We start from the raw sequence: 20236 nt of genomic DNA on the forward strand, positions 1-20236 counted from the left end.
TTTGATAATGTTCTATTATATACGTTTCATTAGCTAAAGGCTAGTTTATTATTGACCACAGCAGTTTTTGTATTTCTTTCCGCTACCGCAAATACATGCATCATTACGGCCAATTTCCACAACTTTACGAGTTGGTTTTTTCTTAACTGGTTCATCGCCTTCTTTCGCGTGAACAGCAGTTTGCCCTTTTGCCACCTCTTGACGCTCAAGGTTGTTGCGGATTTGTGCCTTCATGATGTACTTCGCTACATCTTCTTCGATTGAAGCGATCATGTTTTCAAACATAGCGAAGCCTTCCATTTGGTATTCGCGTAAAGGATCGTTTTGTCCGTAAGCACGTAAATGGATACCTTGACGAAGCTGATCCATCGCATCGATGTGATCCATCCATTTTGTATCAACTGCACGAAGAAGAATAACTTTTTCGAATTCACGCATTTGCTCTTCGCCAAAGTCTGCTTCTTTCGCATCATAGTGTGCAAGTGCTTTTTTGTAGATCATCTCAGACATTTCCTCAGGATCTTTACGGCGAAGATCTGAAACAGCAAGCTCATCTTCTGTAAGAATGTTTGCATTCATATAGTCGATGATGCCTTCTAAGTTCCAATCTTCTTCTACTTCCTCTTTAGGAGTGTACATGCCTACTGCACGTTCGATCGTTGATTTTAGCATTTTCTCAACAATTTCACGGAGGTTGTCAGAATCAAGAACCTCGAAACGTTGCTTATAAATAACTTCACGCTGCTGACGAAGAACATCGTCATATTGTAAAAGCTGCTTACGTGCATCAAAGTTATTTCCTTCAACACGTTTTTGTGCAGATTCAACGGCACGTGAAACGATTTTACTTTGAATTGGTTGAGTATCGTCCATACCTAGGCGATCCATCATGTTCATCATGTTTTCTGAACCGAAACGGCGCATCAATTCATCTTCCATTGAAAGATAGAATTGAGTGATACCAGGATCTCCCTGACGACCAGAACGTCCACGAAGCTGGTTATCAATACGACGAGATTCGTGACGCTCCGTACCGATTACGGCTAAACCGCCAGCCTCACGAACGCCTTCGCCAAGCTTGATATCCGTACCACGACCAGCCATGTTTGTCGCAATCGTAACAGAGCCACGTTGACCGGCATTCTCGATGATTTCTGCTTCTTTTTCATGATTTTTCGCATTCAAGACATGATGCGGAACACCTTTTTTCTTAAGAAGCTGAGAAATTAACTCAGATGTTTCAACGGCAACTGTACCAACTAGTACAGGCTGACCAAGGTCATAACGTTGTTTAACTTCCTCAACAACAGCACGGAATTTCCCTTCCATTGAACGGTAAACTAAATCTGCTCTATCATCACGAGCAATCGGTTTGTTCGTTGGAATCGCAACAACCTGCATGTTGTAAATATTACGGAACTCTTCTTCTTCCGTTTTCGCTGTACCTGTCATACCAGACAGCTTTTTGTACATACGGAAGTAGTTTTGGAACGTAATCGTTGCAAGTGTCATGCTTTCGTTTTGAATTTCAAGACCTTCTTTTGCTTCAATCGCTTGGTGCAGACCGTCACTGTAACGACGGCCCTTCATTAAACGACCTGTGAACGAGTCAACGATGACAACTTGTCCTTCGTCTACCACATAATCAACATCATTTTGCATAACAAACTGTGCTTTTAGTGCTTGGTTAATGTGGTGAAGTAATGCCACATGTGAAATATCAAAAAGATTTTCAATGCCAAACGCTTTTTCCGCCTTTGTCATACCATCTTCGGTTAACTGAACAGCCTTTGTTTTCACATCATATGTGAAATCGTCCTCTTGTTTAAGCTGACGAACAAAGCCGTTTGCTTGAATGTAAAGCTTAGTAGATTTGGCCGCTTGTCCCGAAATAATTAACGGAGTTCTCGCTTCATCGACTAAGATCGAGTCAACCTCATCGATTACGGCAAAGTTAAGCGGACGCTGTACCATTTGTTCACGATAAAGAACCATGTTATCACGTAAATAATCAAAACCTAGTTCATTGTTTGTTGAATAGGTAATGTCTGCAGCATATGCTTCACGCTTTTCATCTTTATCCAAAGAATTCAAGTTAAGACCTACTGTTAAGCCTAAGAATTCGTAGAGTTGACCCATTTCATGTGCATCACGACTAGCTAGGTATTCATTGACCGTGACAACATGCACACCTTCACCAGAAAGCGCATTTAAATAAACAGGCATTGTGGAAGTTAATGTTTTACCTTCCCCTGTTTTCATCTCAGAAATATTCCCTTCATGTAAGGAAATACCCCCCATTAACTGAACCTTGTACGGGTATAACCCCAACACACGCTTCGCTGCCTCACGAACAACAGCAAATGCTTCTATTAAAAGATGATCTAGCGATTCACCATTCGCTACACGACCTTTAAACTCTTCTGTTTTAGCCTTTAATTGCTCATCAGATAAGCCATTCATCTGACCGCTAAGCGCATCAATCTGATCAGCCATCTTCTCATAACGATTTAACGCACGTTTATTAAAATCAAACACCTTATTCAAAATTCCAAGCATCTAATACGCTCCTCTGTGTTTAGAGTGAAATTGCTTTTATGTAAGTTTCGTCTATTCCTTATTTTAGCACTAGTTGGGGTTGTGGGGCAACAGGCGGGTGACGGTTACGGGTTAGGGGTGGGAAGGGGCTTTTGTGGCACTTCCCGGATTTTGTCGGTAGAACTTCGGGTGGTGCCTGGCACGAGCCGAAGTTTGTCGATGGAAGAACCCGTTTGTAATCGAATATAGCACTCCCCTTTGCAATAAAAAAACTTACTAAATAATATCTTAGTAAGTTTTGTATAATTTATGGTAGTTTATTCGCTAGATGGCATTGTTAGTAGGAGCAATAGGAGGTATACTCGAGGGTCTAGTGGCAATAGTGATTTATGATTGTTTTAATTCACGTAGCTTCTTTTCATGTTGTAACGTTTTAACAGAAATAAAATCTACCGTTTCCTGCGTTTCTGTTAATTCAACACGAATGCCATCCATTTTCTTCTCTATTCTACCTAATCGTCCCTCAATTCTGTCGAGTCTTTCATCTACTTTTTTAAACCTTTGATCTATATTTAATTTTAATTCATTGAGGATCTCTTTCACCATTGTTTCCTGTTCCATGGTACCACCTCCTTCTCTATCAACACTCCCATTATAACGGAATAAAGATACAGCCTCTACACGATTTTATGATAAATAAGCGAATTTACAATAACTTTACATAATTGCTAGACTATGGAACAACTGAAATTTATCTAACAGCCAATTCATACTTGAGCTATCATTTTTTCTACTTCTTCTAATGTTCGCATACCTGATTGAGCGCATAGCTTGGTGACAGAAAGAGCAGCAAATTAACATGCTTCTTTGGTGAACGTTGCCTGTGCCACACCCAAATTCCCCCAACTGGTATGGTGTATCTGGACGGCCTTAAGCTTGTCGATAACAGTTCTAGTAAAAAAATCGACCCTAGGTCAACAAAATAAAATAACCCCTCAAATCAATGAGGGGTAACTTTATGATAAAAGCTGTAACACAGCTTGTGGCTTCTGATTTGCTTGAGCTAACATGGCTTGTGCGGCTTGATTTAATACATTCTGTTTTGTCAATGTCATCATTTCTCTTGCCATATCAACATCTCTAATACGAGATTCAGAAGATTGTAGGTTTTCAGCATAGTTATTTGTTTGATTTAAAGCATATTCAAGACGATTTTGCATGGCACCAAACCTACTACGTTCACTGGAAACTTCATTAATGGCAGTATCAAATAAAGATATAGCCTCTTCGGCACTATCCTTTACATCAATCTCATCCACATTTAAATTTTCAGTAGTCACTGTTGCAAGTTGAAATGAAATAGACTCTCCGCCCTTTGGTCCTGTTTGAATAGATATAGAGCGGTTATATGAAATTAGTTGGTTTATCATTGGCGATGATGTTGTTCCTGTACTACTTGTTGTGCCGGTAGGCCAGATAATATTAAAATTTCCTAATGGATTATCCTGTACATTATCAATATCGGTAACAACGTCTTTGGCATTCTTTACTGCTCCTCCATCTGCGTCGTAACCACCGATTGCACCGGTGTCTGCATTTGTAAGATTCATAGAACTAAGAAATCCAGCTCCATTTGCACTGTAATTTATAGCGAAATCTGTTATTCCGCCCACATATGAGCCAGACGGAATCATCTTCTTCAGGCTTCATCTAAAGTTGCTGAATCGTTCGTGGAAAGATAGTGCATAACATCTTTGATCCCATTTCCTCCAGCATTTTTAATTTGTTCATGTAGATACCTAACAGCCACATATGCTGAAGAATAATGTTTACTATCGTTTGTCCATTGCGTATCAGTCCCATTTCCTATCGCATCAACAATATCTTGTTCGTTTCCACCATTCCAGTATAAATCACCTGCAACACGCTCATCTCCACCATGAATAAACTCTGCAGTTCCTTCTTTAAACCATTTTGGCAATGACCCATAATTCATACTTCTTGCCATTATGGCATGTGTCATCTCGTGTGCAATTATTCGGTCATTATAGATTGGTGCTGTTCCACCATCGGGCCAGGTTGCCGGTAGAAAATCATCCACTTCAATTCGAAGCTCAAGGTTTTCTCCCTTACCGTCTGAACCTACATAATATGCAACTGACGCTAATGCATTAGAATCTGTACTTTGAAACATAACTTTCAAATCAGCTCCGTCTGCCACTATACCGAAAGCTTCTTCAACCATCTTTTCAGATTGTTCAAGCATAGATCTTCTTAATGTCTCGATAATTTTTTGTTCATCTGTTAATGCAGGGTCTGGGTTTACGGTACCACCTGTTTGCGGAGAATCTGGAGTAGTCTCTCCACCACTACCTGCTGGTGGAGGAGCAATAATTCCCCCTTGTTTAATAGCCTAATTCCATTAAAATGGGTCGTGTTGGCTATATTATCAATTTCGTCTAATATTTCTGTAACCTCTTTTTGTAATTCTCCTTTATCATCACTTGTTAGAGTATCATTTGCCGCTTGAACAGATAGCTCTCTTCCCCTTTGTAACAGTGAATGTATTTCATTCATACCACCATCAACTACTTGTAGCATCGAAATTCCGTCCTGAATATTTCTGCTATTTTGTTCAAGTCCTCGGATTTGTGCTCTCATCTTTTCCGAAATAGCTAGACCGGCTGAATCATCTGCAGCATTATTAATACGTAATCCAGAAGAAAGCTTTTGCATAGATTTTCCTATTAAGTTTTGATTTTTTGATAAAATATTAACTATTCCATTTGCTTGCAAATTATTTCGTATGTTCATAAGCTACTCACCGATAGTATAAGATTTTTAATCATCATACCTCTTATCGTCAATTTTCAGGAATAATTAATACTTTTTTACTATAAAAATGAGAAATTCTTGGAAATATACACAACTTTTATCTCTCATGTTCTTTAATGAATATATCTACTTCCTCTAAATTTGACATTCCTGCTTGTGCACCAAGCTTGGTAACCGAGAGAGCAGCAACTGCATTAGCGAATCGGCATGCCTCATGTAGTTCTGTCCCCATACTTAGTGAATAAGCCAATGCCCCATTAAAGCAATCTCCCGCTCCTGTGGAATCTACTACCTCAACCTTGTAACTAGGGATTAGTTCCTCCTGGTTTTGATAAATTAGTACACCTTTTGACCCGTGTGTAACAATGCATTTTTTCTTTATTTGCTCAACTTCTTCTAAAGTTAATATATCACTTGTAAGCAGACTTCTTTGTTCATGCTCATTTGGAGTTATGTAAGTAACATCAAATAGTAACTCTTTGGATAATGCTTGAATTGGTGCAGGGTTTAAAATAACAGGAATATCATATTTTTTAGCCAGTTCCACTGATTCAATAACACTTTCAGGGGAATTTCTAACTGAAGAAGTAAGATGTCTGCTTCTGCAATAATTTTTTCATTCTCCCTGACCATTTCAGGTGTTAGTTTGTGATTTGCACCTGGAACAACAATGATACTGTTATCTCCTTCTGATAAGGTAATACTCGCAATACCTGTTGATGTGTTCGAAATTGTTTTTATATACTTTGTATTTACACCATGACATTTAAAATTCTCTAATAAATCTTTTCCGAAAGAATCTTCACCGACACACCCAAGCATGGTGACATATGCTCCAAGTTTTGCTGCTGCAACGGCTTGATTAGCCCCTTTTCCTCCTGGATTTGTGAAAAATGAAGTCCCCAAAACAGTTTCACCAACTTTTGGAACGATATTTGATTGTGTAACAAGATCCATATTAATACTGCCGATAACTAAAACCTTTTGCTCCTTCATTTTAGAAATCCTCCTTTTATAAACGAAAACAGCACCTCGGAAGGTGCTGTTTTCATATTATACAGTTGGCTCAATCAAGCCATATTTTCCATCTTTACGCTTGTACACGACACTTGTCGTATTTGTTTTAGCATCTGTATAGACAAAGAAATTATGTCCTAGCATATCCATTTGAAGAATTGCTTCCTCAGCATCCATCGGCTTAAGGTCGAAACGTTTCGTACGAACTACCTCATGGTCTTCGTCTTCCTCAATTGGTTGATTACCTTCGCCTTGATAGTTACTAAAAATATAGGAGCACCTTGCTCGCGGACCTTACGATTTACTTTTGTTTTATGCTTACGAATTTGACGTTCTAATTTATTCACTACTAGATCAATGGCTGCGTACATATCCTGGTGATTCTCTTCGGCACGTAACACTAGATCTGTCATCGGAATCGTCACTTCAATTTTAGATTCTTGATCATTATAATACTTCAGATTTACGTTAACATTTGCATTAACATCCTCTTCAAAGTATCTTTCAAGCTTACCAATTTTCTTTTCTGCATATTCTCTTAATGCTGGAGTTATTTCAATGTTTTCCCCTCTGACGTTATATCTCATGATTGAACTCCTCCTTTATGATAAAGCTATGTACTACTACTTCTATACTTCCCTGCTTGTCTCCTGCCTAAACTGAAAAATAATTTGAAAAATTTTGTAGATTTTGTAGAATGGTGTTTGATCCGGTTAAGATTGTGAAGGTTGTGTAAAGATAATATATGTTGGAGGCCTTACATACATGTAAAAAACTCGCCTTTGTAGACGAGTTTTTTTGTTAGTTCGTGATATATGGTTGCAGCTTCTTTTGAACAGATTCTTTCCATGCTACAAATGCTGGTGTAAGTTGATTTTTGATATAGTGATGTTTCTTTTCTGAGTCCATGAAAAATTGTTCAAGACCCTCTAATTCCTTAATCACGATATCAAATTTATTCACTTCTTCTGAAAGGTTTTGTTCATCGTTCAAGCTTGCAATGATTGTTGGATTTGAAGAGTCTATGTGGTTGAAGGCAACAAGAATATCTGAAAAAATACGGTCACTTTCAGTATTCGATAAGTTGTTAAAGCCTTCGTTTACATAATCAAAGCCTCTTCAATTGTATTTAAAAGATGAAAATAATAAGTAATCATCTGATATTGATCTGTTGTTAAAGTTTCCATGGGTCACCTATTTTCTTTTGTCGTAGAACATTCCATCACTCGAGGAAACATTCTGATACGGATTTACATACTGTTGATTCGTTGCTTTTGACTTCTTTAATTGCGTCATATCTTGTTGTATTTGTGACTTGATAAAAGCAAATTTTTCATTGATTGTTTCATTCCAGATCATAAGCTGTTCATACATTTGCATGTCCTTTGGTCCAAACGGTGGCTGAACACCACTTATGAATTGTTCTCTTGTGCTAATTAATTGATTAATTTGCGAAACCAAGTCATCTCTTTCTTCTGTGATCAACGGACGAGTAACTAATTGAAAAAGCTGCTCGGTTATTCCGTATACTTTTTCTAAAGAACTCACTATGCTTGTCCACCTTGACCGTGTTGTTGTTGGCGGTTAATTTGGATTACTTGTTTCCATGTGTCACGGAATTCTTCCACTAAGCCTTCTACCTCTGTTAAGATTGAACGATCATTCTTTACATTTGACTCTGTTAATCGATGATTAATATAGTCATACATGACAATCATATTTTTAGAGATATCAAGATCCATATTTAGAGTAACCATAAGCTCTGTTATAATTTTTTGAACTTTTTGTATATTTGTATTTTTCTCTTCAATATTATTATTTTCGATTGCTTGAGAAGCCTGTTTTATAAATTTTAGGCAGCCATTATATAGCATAAGAGTAACTTCACCTGGTGATGCAGTTGCTACTGAATTTTGTTGATAAGCTGCGTAAGGATTATTCATTGCCATGTTATTTCCTCCTTATTGCGTTGAGAATTGCTGCATGAGATAAGACATTTGATTATTTGAGTTTTGGATTGCTTTTTCCATTGCTGTGAATTGAGACCAGTAACGGCTTTCTACTTGTTTTAATCGATCTTCAAAACGTGTAATAGAATTTTCAATATTATTCAGGTTTTTCCCTAATGTGAACGTGTTATTAGTGGAATTAGAATTACCCGCTTTTGTTTTTATATTGTTCATCGTATTTGTGAGACTGTCATATAAGCGTGTTAGAATACCTTGTTCTCCGCTTGTTGTACCACTACTTGTAAATAGCTTTTCTACGGAATCTGGATTTTCTTCTATCGCTTTACGAAGTGTATCCTCATCAATTGTAAGCTTTCCACCCTCCATGTAGTTTGCTGTAGTAGTAATCCCAATATTTGCTAGTTGTTTAAACTTTGAATCAACAGATGAGTTGGTAACGGGTGTATAAAAATCTGTACGCATTTTTGATAGCAGACCGGTAAGCAAAGAATCCCTTCTTAACAATCCACTTTTAGCCATTTCTTCCCATTTCTCTTGTTGTTTATCTGTAAGGTCTTCTCGTTCAGCATCTGTTAATGGTTGGTAGTCCTTATATTTTGTCTCATTTACGCTAGATTGCATTTTTCCAATTAGTTCATTGTATGAATTAACAAACTTTGTGATATTTTCTACCACTTTACTTGTGTCATTCGCAACATTTATTGAAATTCTTGGTTCTGTATCCGATAATTTATCTTTTAATGTAAACGTAACGCCGTTCATTTCAAACGTGTTAGAAGAACGTTCTGTACTTAAGCCGTTTATAGTGAATTTAGCATTTTCTCCACCTGACTCTATTCCACTTCCGAATCTTAATATATTATTAAGAAACCCAGGTGATGTAATGATTTCGTCCCCAGTTTCATTAAAATCACCTGTTTCTTTACGAGTAAGAGTCACTCGGTCTGTTTGAGAGTCATAAAATGCTGAAACACCAGCATTTGAAGATGATATTTTACTTAAAACTGAATTAAGTGACTCAGATCCTTGAATAAGAAATCTCTCATTTACCTCACCTTTAGAGGTATGAGCACCCAGGTCAAAAGCAAAATATCTTTGTTCATAGGAAACTGTTACTTCTGTATCCTTTGCTAACTTATTCTCAACAAAATCAATTTTTCCATCTTCAGTAATGGTTGCAAAAACACTACCATCTGCACCTATCAAATTACCTTTATTATTCGAATCGGTATTTTTATATTCGTTTCCATTTATAGTAACAGTGATAGAATCATCCAAGGAAACTGGGCCTCTGGCAACTTGTATTTGTTGAAATTCAGAGGATGGCTTAAATGTTTCAACTCTCTTATCTGCAACATAGTCAACCTTGATTGTCGCCCCACTTCTAATGGTATCAAAAAACTGCAGGTTTCCAGCTTCATCAACATGGACTTGTCCAGTGGCTGGTACAACTCCGTCTCCAGTTACAACTTCATAAGATTTGCCATCAACTTTAACTGATGTGTTTGTGGTAATATTTTGAAGTTTAATTCCGTTAGCTAGTGTTAATTTGTTTGTAGCTCCTGCAACTAGTGTTTGTGATTCAACACTTCCAGTATCCCATCCAAAATTAGAGTTTAAGAAACTGTCTTTCACACTATAAAGACTTTTAGTTGGATCTATTTTAGTGGATGGATCCTTTGAAATTGCCCCCGCATTTACTTTAGTTGCAGCAGTAGCAAGTTGATCAATTTTTGATATCGAAAATGATGATAAATCAGCAGCACTCTTTGCAACTGCTAATACTTTACTCTCATTTGAAGAAGTCACTGTTCGAGCTCTGAAATTTGACGATAATTTCATATCAAAGGTTTGATTTCGAAAGTTTAAAAGGAGAGTATTCATGTCTCGATAAGCATCACGTTGCCATTCAATCTGTTGTTTTTTCTTTGTTAACTTGTCTAATGGTAAACGTTCTGCCTTCATTAAATCTGATACGATCGTGTCTGTATCCATTCCACTAGCAAGTCCACCAATTCTCATTGCCACATTTTCTACCTCCTAGATTTTCCTATCGACTAAAAGTCCAACAAACTCTGTCATGGACGCATATATGTCTAACCACTTTTTTGATGGAATTTCTCGAACAACTTCGTTCGTATAGTCATTAATTATAGTTACATAATACTCGTTTAATTCCTCGTGTAATTCAAATTTCAGGTGTGTATTCGATGGTTGAAGCATCTCATTAATCCCATCAATAATATGTTCCAATTCTTTCTTAGAATAGTTCTTATGAATTTTCTCTTCTTCAGAATGATCATGTTTAATTTCATATGAATTAGTATGTTCGCCAGGAGTTTTAGTATTATCTAAGGTGTGAAGTGCTGGCTGTGAAGATAGTTTCTCTATCGACATGTAAAACACTCCTCAAAATTAATTGTTCTAATTAATATATCGGTCGAAACATTTTAATGTTTAATAAAAACCTCATTCATTATTATTTAAAGAGGGTTAATTGTAGTAAAATGTTTTTGAAATGCTAATTTAAGCAAGAACTGAAATTATTTTTAATATCTTATAGGTACTAATTTTCAATCTTTTAGTAAGTAGAGTTGAAAGTTCGTGAAGCGCAAAAAATCTCCAAACACCTGTAATAGTGGATAATAACATAAAAAAAGACTCTATACGGTTAAGAGCCTTTTTTAGTGTTATTATTATGAAATTAGTTCTTAATTAAAATAGCCATAAACGCTAGTGAAGTATATCCTTCATCCTTTAAGATATCCAATACCTTTGTTAAGAATTGACCATTATGTTCTACTGTTTTGGCAAAAGATTGGATCAATTTGATAACAATATCGGTTGTTAAACCGTTATGATAGCTAGACAATCCAATAAGTAGAAGTTTTATCATTGAGTAATGTATTACTAACATTACATAATCATCATATACAGATTTTTTCCCTAAAGGAAATAGGTTTTTAAATACATAATTCACCAAATAATTTTCAAAGATATACTCATGTTCTTGAAAGAAAGGTACTATAATATGTCTCAAAGGCATGGTTGTACTTATCTGTCACTTCGCTCATTGATGCATTTGTAATATACCCCATTCCCATAAGACTTTCTTTCAAACATTCTATAAATCTTGGACTATTAACACCATCTAAAAATCGGCGATCAATAATTGCCTTCGTTAACTTCATCTGAATACGATTTTGTGTAGGAATATTATCTAATTCCTTTCTTAGTGACCCTTCATCAATAACCTTCACATATTGCCCAATAATCTGGGGGATATCATTCACCTTATTAAGACTTATTATTTCTTGTACCTTTTTTAAAAACATACCTAAAATAACGAGACGATCTTCTATCGAGTAATTTCTATTTTGTAACAGTTGAATGGTAAAAAAACGTAGCTCCCAGAAATATTGAGCAGGTTTACCATTATTTGCAGGACTGTCACCCTTAAATTTTTTGGAGATAAATATATTTGACTCTACTGCATTTTCAACCTCATCAAACTCAATACCATTTGGTTCTAATAATGCAAGTCGTGCAGCTTCAGGGCAAGACAATGTAAGAGAACGTTCTATAATTCCATCAATTAAGTGATTAGATCGCGGATAAGTTGTACATGTAGTAGATAAGTTTTCTTCTCCTAAATTCATTTGTACTCTACATAACTTTTCTTCACTTAAAAATGGACAGTTTCCTCCTTTATCCAATTTAATTTTGGCATAGTCAGCTTCTGAAGGATTTGAGCGATTTCGAATTATATTTTTATCAAATAATTCTTTAAGTTCTATATGGCGCGATTTTTTATATTTTTTATATGTCGGTTGGTCTATTGTTACCTTCCAACCACTGCAGCAAGAATCTTCACATTCAGAACCTATACAAGAGAATTTATTCATATACTGAGGAACAAGTGTTACTTGTTTATTTAATGTTTTCATTCTCAATTCTCCTTTTTGATACGAATTCTAAAATTAGCAACCCAATATTGAGATGCTCATTTTAAGATTCATAATAAAAAGGGATTGGGAAGTCCCAATCCCTTTTGTAACAATTAACGTAGTAATTGAAGTACACCTTGTGGTTGTTGATTAGCTTGAGCTAACATGGCTTGAGCTGCTTGAGAAAGAATTGAATTCTTAGTTTGATTCATCATTTCTTTCGCCATATCTACGTCACGAATACGAGATTCAGCAGCAGTTAAGTTTTCAGAAGATGTACCTAAGTTGTTAATAGTGTGCTCTAAACGATTCTGATAAGAACCTAGTTTTGAACGCTCAGCAGAAACACTTGCGATTGCTTCATCTAACACAGCTACAGCAGCAGTTGCATTCTTTGCATCAGACACATCTAGAGCATATTCTGTACCAGTGTTATTTGTTCCATTTGTAACACTTTTATCCGTTGATACATAATGCGCTTTGATTGTGTTTCCTTGACCATCTACAACTGATTTTTCATCTCCAGCTTTTGTAGAAGAGATATTAAGTGCATTTGCTCTCATATCTGCCACTTCAACACTCATAGATTGACCAGCATTTGCACCGATTTGGAAAGTAAGTGTACGGTCTTCTGTTACTGCAGGTGTAGTTACTTGTGGAGCAACCTCAACCTCTTTTGTATCAGTTTCTAGATTAAATGAACCTGCTGCAGTTCCAGAACCGCCACCAGAAACTGCACTAAATGTAAATTCGATTCCATTTTCATTATAATTTAGTGTTTCACCAGCATCTAGTGAGAATGTTGTCTCTGACTTTTTAGTAGTGCCTTCATATAATGATGCTGTAAATGTTTTAGATGATTCATCCCAAGCAACATCAATTTTATCAATATTTTCCATCGCATTTGCCTCAGTAACTGTGAATCCTGTAATAGATGAAGTATTGCCAGTACCAGTTAATGTTAACGTTTGATTTGTTGGCTCAGTAGAGAATGTACCTTGCCCATTAAAGTTAGCTGTATCATCAACATTTAAATCAATCGTTACAGCTTCTCCATCAGTCCATGCATCAGCTTGTGCTTTAGTAAACTCAAAACTAATACCTTGGTTGTCATAAGTGTATTTTGCGTTAGCCGCATCATAAGTTACTTTGTCAGCAGCAATATTAAGTGTTGCACCAGTACCATCTACACCATCAAAGTCAACTTCAAAATCTGAACCATTCTTAGTAATTGTGATTTCGTTTTTATTAGCTGTATTTGCTAAGTCTGAATAATCAAAACCGTTATCCGCTGTACCAGAAACTGTAATATCAAACTTTGCTTGTGTAGTACTATTCGTCCATGATACCGGCTCTGAACCAACTGTAATTGTTTGATCAATTGCTTTTGTAACATTTACTTTTGAAGCTGGTGTCGTAACAGCTGGAGTTACTTCGTAATTTGCAACTCTGTCACCGTTTAATAGTTTCATTGTATTGAACTCAGTAGTGTTACCAATACGATTAATTTCAGAAGTTAACTGATTCATTTCCTTTTGAATTTCTTCTCTGTCTGGGGCAGTGTTAGTATCATTACTTGATTGAACTGCTAGTTCACGCATTCTTTGAAGGATAGAATGTGTCTCGTTTAAGGCACCTTCAGCAGTTTGGATTAATGAAATACCATCCTGAGCATTTCTTTGAGCTTGGTCTAAACCACGGATTTGTCCACGCATTTTTTCAGAGATCGCTAAACCTGCAGCGTCATCTCCAGCACGGTTAATACGAAGTCCTGAAGATAACTTCTCCATAGATTTTGATTGACCAGTTGAAGCACTGTTTAACTGACGATAAGTGTTTAATGCAGCGATATTATGATTAATTCTCATTTCAATTTTCCTCCTTGAATTTAGGCTCATTCACATCCTTGTGAATGAAAGTATATTTTAGAAAGAACTCAATCTGTCGGCCGCCATATTGTATTCTTCCTTACACTATTATTATCGTCACTTCTTCAATTTGTTTAATAGTATTTTTATATTTTTTTAGATAAAATTTCAAAGCTTTTTGAAATCTATACAATTCTATTAAAACAACATATAAATTTATTTTTTGTATTACTTAAACAATGTACAAACATAAACAAAAACCCCAGACTATTGCCTGAGGCTTTTATTCAATCGCTCTAAAATATTAGTACTAACGGAAGCAGCTTCATTATTTGATTCTTGGATACTCAGGTATATCTCCTTTCTATGTATATCAACATCTTTAGGAGCATTAATACCTAGCTTGATTTGATCTCCTTGTACAGAAATGACTTTAATTTCGATATGATCACATATTTGAATAGATTCTCCTACCCTTCGAGTTAACACAAGCATACTTCCACCTCCTATTTTTGTTCTACTGTCTGAAACACCTTATGTCTTGTTTCATAATTAGAATCATTTAAGATAATTTGCTTTGCTTTATTGTTTGATTTATTAATGACTAACGGTGCCTTCAAATTGGCTGTTGTTTCCTCGAACGGTTCTTTTACTGTTAGTATGGTAAATACGAGAATATCTTCTTCATGATTAAGTGTGAGATGTTTTTTATCTTGTTCTAGTAATTCAAATTCATAATTCTTGTAAAAGTCAAAGGGGAAATTTCATCAAAACAAATCCTAATTCAGGAGTTGTTTTAGATTGGAGAATTAAAAAAGGTGAATCTTTCTCCAATTCTAAAAGAAAAAAATGCTTTTCTTTCAAAAAGTTTCGGTATTCCGTGTTCAAAGAAGATAACATCCTTTTCACTAACTTCTATCTTGCCATGATACTTAGTTACTAACTTCATACTTCACCATCCTCACATTTATTATGCCTTTATATCAATTGTTTCAAAATCAATCTTTAAATCATTTCTTTTTTCTAACCCTATGTTTACCTTACCAGGTTCATACTGGAAGATAGGTTTATTAACTTGTACGTTAATAATAGGTTTTCTTTGATTAATATCTATATCTACCTTAGAGGGTTCATATTGCACCTTCACACTACCTGCCGAGGGGATAAATACTAGTCCAAACTCTTTCATAGGCTTTTGACTATTCAGCTTCGCCTGATTTGCTATTGGATTGCTTTTTTGCTCTATTTTCATTAATTCCTCCCCTTGCTTAGCTCTTCTTGCAACTCCAGCTAGAAGGTCTTGGTATCCTTTATGTGCAAATTCCTCCATCCTTCTGGAAACTGATTTCAAATCCATGTCAGCTCTAGCCTCATACGTATCAATCATTAATTTTGAAGGCGTTGTTTTCATCATTAATTCCGCTTTTGGTTGCTCTATTGATAGATCTGCTTTTGGCTGTTCGATATTATTTACAGCATTTCTCGTTTCTATACTGATTTGTGCATTTGTACTTTCTAATCTAATCTGAGGTATTTTCATACTGTATCACTCCTAGTAAAAAAGCTATCTTTTTAAAGATAGCTTATCGTAGAAAGTCTATTAATGTTGGTTGGATAATTCTTGATCCAACAGATAAAGATGCGCGGTGTATACTTTCTTGAATTGTTAAGTCCGTTATAACCCTCTCTATATCAGCATCTTCATTATCGGATAAAATTCTATTTGCGATTATTTCTTGATCGCCTAATCGACTATCAACTAACTCGAGTCGATTATACCTAGCTCCTAGCTCCGATCTTTCAGAAGTCATCTTCTCAAAAAATCCGTCTAATTGGACTAACAAGTCTTCACTATTTTCCATGTCGCCAATTCCATCAGTTAATGAGTCCTCTATTTGCTGTAAAGTATTAAAAAAACCACTACTGAAGACATTTTTTGAATCTATGTTAACTTTTAAGTTAACTCCTTTTGATACTTCTACATTAAAAGGAGGTGTGTTTTGATCGAAATCATAAACTTGTTTCCCATCAATAAACTTGATTGAATCTTCAGGTATAGGTGGCGTTAACGTCTTTTCACCATTAAAGATATACCTTCCAGCAACTTGTGTATTTGCTACACCAACCAAATCCTCTTTTAATTGCGCAATTTCAACACCTATTGACTGAAGATCTTCAGGACTATTTGAACCATTTTTCCCCTGTACCACTAGTTCACGTACCCTTTGTATAATTTGGGTTGCATGCTCAATTCCAGCTTCTGAATTCTCCATCCATGTGTATGCCTCAGATAAATTACGCTGGTATTGCTCAACTTCTGTTAAGTTAGTACGATAAAACATACCCTTAATCGCAACAACCGGATCATCCGAAGGACGATTAATTTTCTTACCTGTCGCTAACTGATCTTGATATTTCCCCATATTTGCATAGCTTTTGCTTAAGTTTTTCAAAGAATTACTTGCTAACATACTTTGTGTAACACGCATTTACTGCACCTCCTATCTTCCTGATACTCCCATACCGTTAATAATCTTATCTAAAATCTCATCTTGAAGTGTAATCATTCTTGCAGATGCGTTATATGCATGTTGGAACTGAATCATATTTGTCATTTCTTCATCAAGAGAAACAGCACTTACAGATTGTCTACGTTGATCAACAGAATCACGTAATACAGAGCTGTTTGTTGTTAGTTTTTCTGCTTCCTGAGCATTAACTGCCATTCCTCCAATTATGTTCTCATAGAAATTTTGAAGAGTTGACATCACTCCACCAATATTGAAAGTATCATTTTTAGCATTTGATAAGTTAACAGCGTTCTGCCCATTTCCAATCTCAGGTGGGACACCATCTACTATAGCTGCAGCTGCAATATAGTCTGTTGATTCTAAAATTTTCGCTGAAATTGAAATCGTACTAGCTGCACCTTTTTGATTAGCAACTGTAAAGAAATCGACTTCTTCTTTTGCCAATTTATCTGCTAAGCTAATAGGGTTTTTATTAGCATCATAGTCTTTTAAATTGTATCCGTTATGTTGGACTTCATTTATACGCTCTGCAAAATTAAATGCCATTGTGTCTAAATTATTGAGCATTGTTGGGAATAATCCCTGTTCAATGATCGTACCATCACCTAAAGTTTCTGAATAACCATACGAATCAATCAAGCTACTAATCTTCCCTGAACTATTAAAGTCCATAATATCAACAGTTTTTGATCCAATTTTTACAGCCTGTACAAGTCCATCAACTTGTTGATTATTTTCAGTTACTTTGTTGTATGAGATACTCAAAGCATTTACACGTTGTTGCTTAGCATCTACTAATGTTCCTATACTTTTTCCTGTGTCATCTACTATTTCCACAGTAAAAGTACCTTCTGCAATTTTTAAAGCATTTCCACCAGAAGGGTTATTCGTTACTTTAATATTTGCTAATGAAGATAACTTATCAAGTAATCGGTCTCTCTCATCATACAAATCGTTTGGTAAATAACCATTAGGTTCAATTTCTGAGATTTGTTTGTTGATATTATTTAGTTGATTTGCAATCGAGTTAATCTCTTTTACAGAAACATCTAACTCATTCTTCAAATCACCTTGGACTGATTTCAAAGACTTGGCTAAATAATTAAATGTATCTGCAACAGCATTAGCTCGTTCTCGCACAACAGAACGGGCACCTGCATTCGTTGGATCTAACGATAAATCTTGTAATGATTGCCAAAATTTATCTATAGTATTGGATAATCCAGTATCAGAAGGTTCATTCATAATCTCTTCCATTTTTTCAAGTGCTTTGGCTCTATTTTCCCAATAGCCTAATTTATTGTTTTCCGATCTATATTGAATATCTAGAAAACTCTCTCTAACACGCTGCACACTATCAACTTCCACCCCTGTTCCTAATTGGCCTGGTATTTGCGGACGATTCAAACCAAGTGAAGGATAGGCTTCTGTAGCCTGCATGTTTACGCGCTGACGTGTATAACCCTCAGTGTTCGCATTCGCAATATTATTACCCGTCGTATGAAGTGCACTCTGCTGAGCAAACATCCCACGCTTAGCCGTTTCTAGCCCCATAAAAGTTGAACGCATTATTTTCCCTCCTTACCTTACGCCTTCGAATCAAAAATCGATCGACGTTGTTTTTCTGTATTTTTATTTGCTGGTTTATTGTAATTGATATCTGTTTCTTGTGGCATGATCATGTCTAAGGTCATAGATGTAAGCTGTAATGCTTGTTTTGTTAGTTCTCTGTTCAGCTGATTTCTGTCTTTAAGTTGATTCATGATCTCAGTGAATTCATTCAAAATACCTTGAAGCTTTTCTTTTTCAGCTCCGGTTGCTTTTTCGATGCATGCTGAAAGAGTAGCTTCTTCGTTATTCCCTAAAAATTCAGCTGCTACTTTGATTCGCTCATCTTCAACTTGTTTAATCGCTTGAACAAACACTTGCTCTTTTTTCAGCAACTCTTTTAGCTCTTCAACAGAATCATGCTTTAGTATTTCTGTTTTCTGAAGGGTTACTTCATATAGGTTTTGATGAAGTTTTAATAGTTTTTCTAATGTTTGTATTAATTTTTCAGCAGCCATCCATAACCCTCCGGATATCTAGTTTATTTTTTATAAAATTCTACTAATCCCTTTGCTATGGCTTTAGGATCGATTGTATAATTCCCGCTTTCTACTTGTGCTTTGATTGCCTGAACTTTTTCTTGTCTAGCTTTCACAACCTCATTTGATTGCTGCAGGTCAATTGCTTTTGAAGAAATCTCAACTTTATCTTCTTTCGTTTGAGACTTTGTTGCAGCAGCCGTTTGCTTTTCTAAATTCTTTCTATACGGATTAACATTTACAGATCCAAGATTATTTATTTTCATGAGTTTTCCTCACTTTCATTCAACGTTCAATTGTCTAACATATATATCGGTCTTTATAAATTAATTATTTAGCCATTCATTACTTTTTAGTACTTTGGGAGTAGAAAGTTGAAGCTTTTGGCGAAATTTGTTGTTTGTTTCGTTCACTAATCTGAGCCTCTTGTTCTACCTGATTAAGCTGTTTTTTAATATCATTGCTGCAATTTCCACATAATCGATCACTTCTTATCAAAGTCCCACACTTTTCACATGGATATCCAAGGTTTGGAAAGCTTGATAACTGAATTCTTCCAGTTCGAATGAACTTTAAAATCAAGTCTTTAGACACACCCGTTCCTTCCACAACCTCATCTAAAAGTGCTTTACGATTGTCTCGCTTTCTTAAAAAAGCATAAACGGTTTCATATTTCTTTTCTTCTTCTTTATAACATTTATCACATACAGTTCTAAACTGTGTTTGAACAAATAATGTATCGCAATTTGGGCAATTCGCTAATTCTCCCATACTCAATTCTCCTATTCGGTTTCTTTATATATAGTATATCGGCACATGTTTTAATATTTTTAACTTCTAATTAATGTTAATGAAAATACTGAAGAAGCTCCATCGCCTTTCAATACATTCGCAGCATGTCTCAACGTACTGCCAGTCGTATAAATATCATCTATTAAAAGAATCTTCTTATTCATTATTTTACTAGAATCTACTATAGAAAACACGTTTGAAGCTGTTAATCGTTCCTGTCGTGATTTTTTGGATTGTTTTTCATGGTGGGTTCGGCTGAGGATATCTATTTGAGGTAGTGGGAGAAAATTAGCGAGCAGCTTTGCTTGATTAAAGCCTCTTTCATACAAACGCTCTGGACTAAGGGGAATTGGAATAACAAAATCTATTTTTTCTTTTAAGTAGTTTACTTTATAACTTGCTAGAAAATCCTTCTGAAAAACCTCGACCAACGCAGCATCACCGCGAAACTTAAAGGTAGCAAGCAACTCTTTCATCGAATCATTATACTCAAAAACTGAAATATTTTTTTGTAGAATGTTCTTCCAGTGAGTATCGTTTTCCCACGTCAGACAATCCTGACAAACTTGGTCGTCATTTTGAGGTCTAAAACAACGGGGACAGGTCGGGGAATTGATCTTCCTAAGGCTCTGGTAACACTCATCACAAGCT

Annotated in this window: 20 protein-coding genes and 4 pseudogenes; all 24 read right to left on the reverse strand. The window is 35.8% G+C overall.

All coding sequences use genetic code 11. The features are described from left to right. Positions 1–48: 48 nt before the first annotated feature. A complete protein-coding gene (gene secA / locus MVE64_RS10490) occupies positions 49–2559 on the reverse strand; it encodes a preprotein translocase subunit SecA (RefSeq protein WP_247346273.1) in 2511 nt (836 codons plus the stop codon). Positions 2560–2925: 366 nt separating this feature from the next. Continuing rightward, complete coding sequence (locus MVE64_RS10495) at positions 2926–3159, reverse strand: hypothetical protein (RefSeq protein WP_247346276.1); 234 nt, start codon at positions 3157–3159, stop codon at positions 2926–2928. Between the two features lie 395 nt (positions 3160–3554). After that, on the reverse strand, positions 3555–4232 hold the full coding sequence (locus MVE64_RS27380; RefSeq protein ID WP_281730474.1) for a flagellin: 678 nt from the start codon (positions 4230–4232) through the stop codon (positions 3555–3557). A gap of 5 nt (positions 4233–4237) precedes the next feature. Further along, positions 4238–4948, reverse strand: coding sequence for a flagellinolysin (locus MVE64_RS10505; RefSeq protein WP_345740829.1), 711 nt, complete (start codon positions 4946–4948; stop codon positions 4238–4240). Continuing rightward, a complete protein-coding gene (locus tag MVE64_RS10510) occupies positions 4861–5352 on the reverse strand; it encodes a flagellin (RefSeq protein WP_247346281.1) in 492 nt (163 codons plus the stop codon). The genes MVE64_RS10505 and MVE64_RS10510 overlap by 88 nt, the downstream gene beginning before the upstream one ends. A gap of 118 nt (positions 5353–5470) precedes the next feature. Then, positions 5471–6369 (reverse strand): annotated as a pseudogene (gene rbsK / locus MVE64_RS10515) (ribokinase). Positions 6370–6426: 57 nt separating this feature from the next. Then, positions 6427–6977, reverse strand: a pseudogene (gene hpf, locus MVE64_RS10520) (ribosome hibernation-promoting factor, HPF/YfiA family). A gap of 214 nt (positions 6978–7191) precedes the next feature. After that, a pseudogene (locus tag MVE64_RS28290) lies at positions 7192–7494 on the reverse strand (DUF8042 domain-containing protein); the annotation flags it as partial. A gap of 90 nt (positions 7495–7584) precedes the next feature. Then, a complete protein-coding gene (gene fliT, locus MVE64_RS10530) occupies positions 7585–7938 on the reverse strand; it encodes a flagellar protein FliT (RefSeq protein WP_247346286.1) in 354 nt (117 codons plus the stop codon). Next, positions 7938–8339 (reverse strand): flagellar export chaperone FliS, encoded by a 402-nt coding sequence (gene fliS, locus MVE64_RS10535; RefSeq protein WP_247346288.1) that lies wholly within the window; start codon positions 8337–8339, stop codon positions 7938–7940. Before fliS ends, fliT begins: the two co-directional genes overlap by 1 nt. Before the next feature lie 12 nt (positions 8340–8351). Further along, positions 8352–10382 (reverse strand): flagellar filament capping protein FliD, encoded by a 2031-nt coding sequence (fliD, locus tag MVE64_RS10540; RefSeq protein ID WP_247347029.1) that lies wholly within the window; start codon positions 10380–10382, stop codon positions 8352–8354. Between the two features lie 18 nt (positions 10383–10400). Next, a complete protein-coding gene (flaG, locus tag MVE64_RS10545) occupies positions 10401–10757 on the reverse strand; it encodes a flagellar protein FlaG (protein WP_247346291.1) in 357 nt (118 codons plus the stop codon). 307 nt (positions 10758–11064) lie between these two features. Continuing rightward, positions 11065–11277, reverse strand: coding sequence for a hypothetical protein (locus MVE64_RS10550; RefSeq protein ID WP_247346294.1), 213 nt, complete (start codon positions 11275–11277; stop codon positions 11065–11067). Positions 11278–11362: 85 nt separating this feature from the next. After that, on the reverse strand, positions 11363–12307 hold the full coding sequence (gene fliB / locus MVE64_RS10555) for a flagellin lysine-N-methylase (protein WP_247346296.1): 945 nt from the start codon (positions 12305–12307) through the stop codon (positions 11363–11365). Between the two features lie 113 nt (positions 12308–12420). Further along, positions 12421–14175: a flagellin N-terminal helical domain-containing protein gene (locus tag MVE64_RS10560; RefSeq protein WP_247346298.1), complete on the reverse strand. Its 1755-nt coding sequence runs from the start codon at positions 14173–14175 to the stop codon at positions 12421–12423. Positions 14176–14442: 267 nt separating this feature from the next. Beyond that, entirely contained in the window at positions 14443–14670 is a 228-nt protein-coding gene (gene csrA / locus MVE64_RS10565) for a carbon storage regulator CsrA (RefSeq protein WP_247346299.1), read from the reverse strand. A gap of 11 nt (positions 14671–14681) precedes the next feature. Continuing rightward, positions 14682–15124 (reverse strand): annotated as a pseudogene (gene fliW, locus MVE64_RS10570) (flagellar assembly protein FliW). Positions 15125–15145: 21 nt separating this feature from the next. Next, positions 15146–15715 (reverse strand): DUF6470 family protein, encoded by a 570-nt coding sequence (locus tag MVE64_RS10575; RefSeq protein WP_247346301.1) that lies wholly within the window; start codon positions 15713–15715, stop codon positions 15146–15148. 43 nt (positions 15716–15758) lie between these two features. Beyond that, positions 15759–16664: a flagellar hook-associated protein FlgL gene (flgL, locus tag MVE64_RS10580; RefSeq protein WP_247346303.1), complete on the reverse strand. Its 906-nt coding sequence runs from the start codon at positions 16662–16664 to the stop codon at positions 15759–15761. 12 nt (positions 16665–16676) lie between these two features. Continuing rightward, complete coding sequence (gene flgK, locus MVE64_RS10585; protein WP_247346304.1) at positions 16677–18275, reverse strand: flagellar hook-associated protein FlgK; 1599 nt, start codon at positions 18273–18275, stop codon at positions 16677–16679. A gap of 17 nt (positions 18276–18292) precedes the next feature. Further along, positions 18293–18772 (reverse strand): flagellar protein FlgN, encoded by a 480-nt coding sequence (locus MVE64_RS10590; protein WP_247346306.1) that lies wholly within the window; start codon positions 18770–18772, stop codon positions 18293–18295. A 23-nt stretch (positions 18773–18795) separates the two neighbouring features. Next, positions 18796–19059, reverse strand: coding sequence for a flagellar biosynthesis anti-sigma factor FlgM (gene flgM / locus MVE64_RS10595; RefSeq protein ID WP_247346307.1), 264 nt, complete (start codon positions 19057–19059; stop codon positions 18796–18798). Between the two features lie 79 nt (positions 19060–19138). Continuing rightward, positions 19139–19564, reverse strand: a complete 426-nt coding sequence (locus MVE64_RS10600; protein ID WP_247346309.1) for a TIGR03826 family flagellar region protein — start codon at positions 19562–19564, stop codon at positions 19139–19141. 59 nt (positions 19565–19623) lie between these two features. Next, positions 19624–20061, reverse strand: coding sequence for a ComF family protein (locus MVE64_RS10605; RefSeq protein WP_247347030.1), 438 nt, complete (start codon positions 20059–20061; stop codon positions 19624–19626). Positions 20062–20236 lie beyond the last annotated feature (175 nt).

This window comes from Metabacillus endolithicus (assembly GCF_023078335.1).
Classification (GTDB): Bacteria; Bacillota; Bacilli; order Bacillales; family Bacillaceae; genus Metabacillus; species Metabacillus endolithicus.

Excerpts from the sequence above, each read along its gene's own strand:
- fliS (WP_247346288.1), bottom strand. The coding sequence starts at position 8,339 with ATGGCAATGAATAATCCTTACGCAGCTTATCAACAAAATTCAGTAGCA.
- MVE64_RS10550 (WP_247346294.1), bottom strand. The coding sequence starts at position 11,277 with ATGTTAGTAATACATTACTCAATGATAAAACTTCTACTTATTGGATTG.
- flaG (WP_247346291.1), bottom strand. The coding sequence starts at position 10,757 with ATGTCGATAGAGAAACTATCTTCACAGCCAGCACTTCACACCTTAGAT.
- MVE64_RS10560 (WP_247346298.1), bottom strand. The coding sequence starts at position 14,175 with ATGAGAATTAATCATAATATCGCTGCATTAAACACTTATCGTCAGTTA.
- MVE64_RS27380 (WP_281730474.1), bottom strand. The coding sequence starts at position 4,232 with ATGATTCCGTCTGGCTCATATGTGGGCGGAATAACAGATTTCGCTATA.
- MVE64_RS10600 (WP_247346309.1), bottom strand. The coding sequence starts at position 19,564 with ATGGGAGAATTAGCGAATTGCCCAAATTGCGATACATTATTTGTTCAA.
- MVE64_RS10590 (WP_247346306.1), bottom strand. The coding sequence starts at position 18,772 with ATGGCTGCTGAAAAATTAATACAAACATTAGAAAAACTATTAAAACTT.
- MVE64_RS10605 (WP_247347030.1), bottom strand. The coding sequence starts at position 20,061 with ATGAAAGAGTTGCTTGCTACCTTTAAGTTTCGCGGTGATGCTGCGTTG.
- flgM (WP_247346307.1), bottom strand. The coding sequence starts at position 19,059 with ATGAAAATAAATAATCTTGGATCTGTAAATGTTAATCCGTATAGAAAG.
- fliB (WP_247346296.1), bottom strand. The coding sequence starts at position 12,307 with ATGAAAACATTAAATAAACAAGTAACACTTGTTCCTCAGTATATGAAT.
- MVE64_RS10495 (WP_247346276.1), bottom strand. The coding sequence starts at position 3,159 with ATGGAACAGGAAACAATGGTGAAAGAGATCCTCAATGAATTAAAATTA.
- flgL (WP_247346303.1), bottom strand. The coding sequence starts at position 16,664 with ATGCGTGTTACACAAAGTATGTTAGCAAGTAATTCTTTGAAAAACTTA.
- MVE64_RS10510 (WP_247346281.1), bottom strand. The coding sequence starts at position 5,352 with ATGAACATACGAAATAATTTGCAAGCAAATGGAATAGTTAATATTTTA.
- MVE64_RS10575 (WP_247346301.1), bottom strand. The coding sequence starts at position 15,715 with ATGAAAATACCTCAGATTAGATTAGAAAGTACAAATGCACAAATCAGT.
- csrA (WP_247346299.1), bottom strand. The coding sequence starts at position 14,670 with ATGCTTGTGTTAACTCGAAGGGTAGGAGAATCTATTCAAATATGTGAT.
- flgK (WP_247346304.1), bottom strand. The coding sequence starts at position 18,275 with ATGCGTTCAACTTTTATGGGGCTAGAAACGGCTAAGCGTGGGATGTTT.
- secA (WP_247346273.1), bottom strand. The coding sequence starts at position 2,559 with ATGCTTGGAATTTTGAATAAGGTGTTTGATTTTAATAAACGTGCGTTA.
- fliD (WP_247347029.1), bottom strand. The coding sequence starts at position 10,382 with ATGAGAATTGGTGGACTTGCTAGTGGAATGGATACAGACACGATCGTA.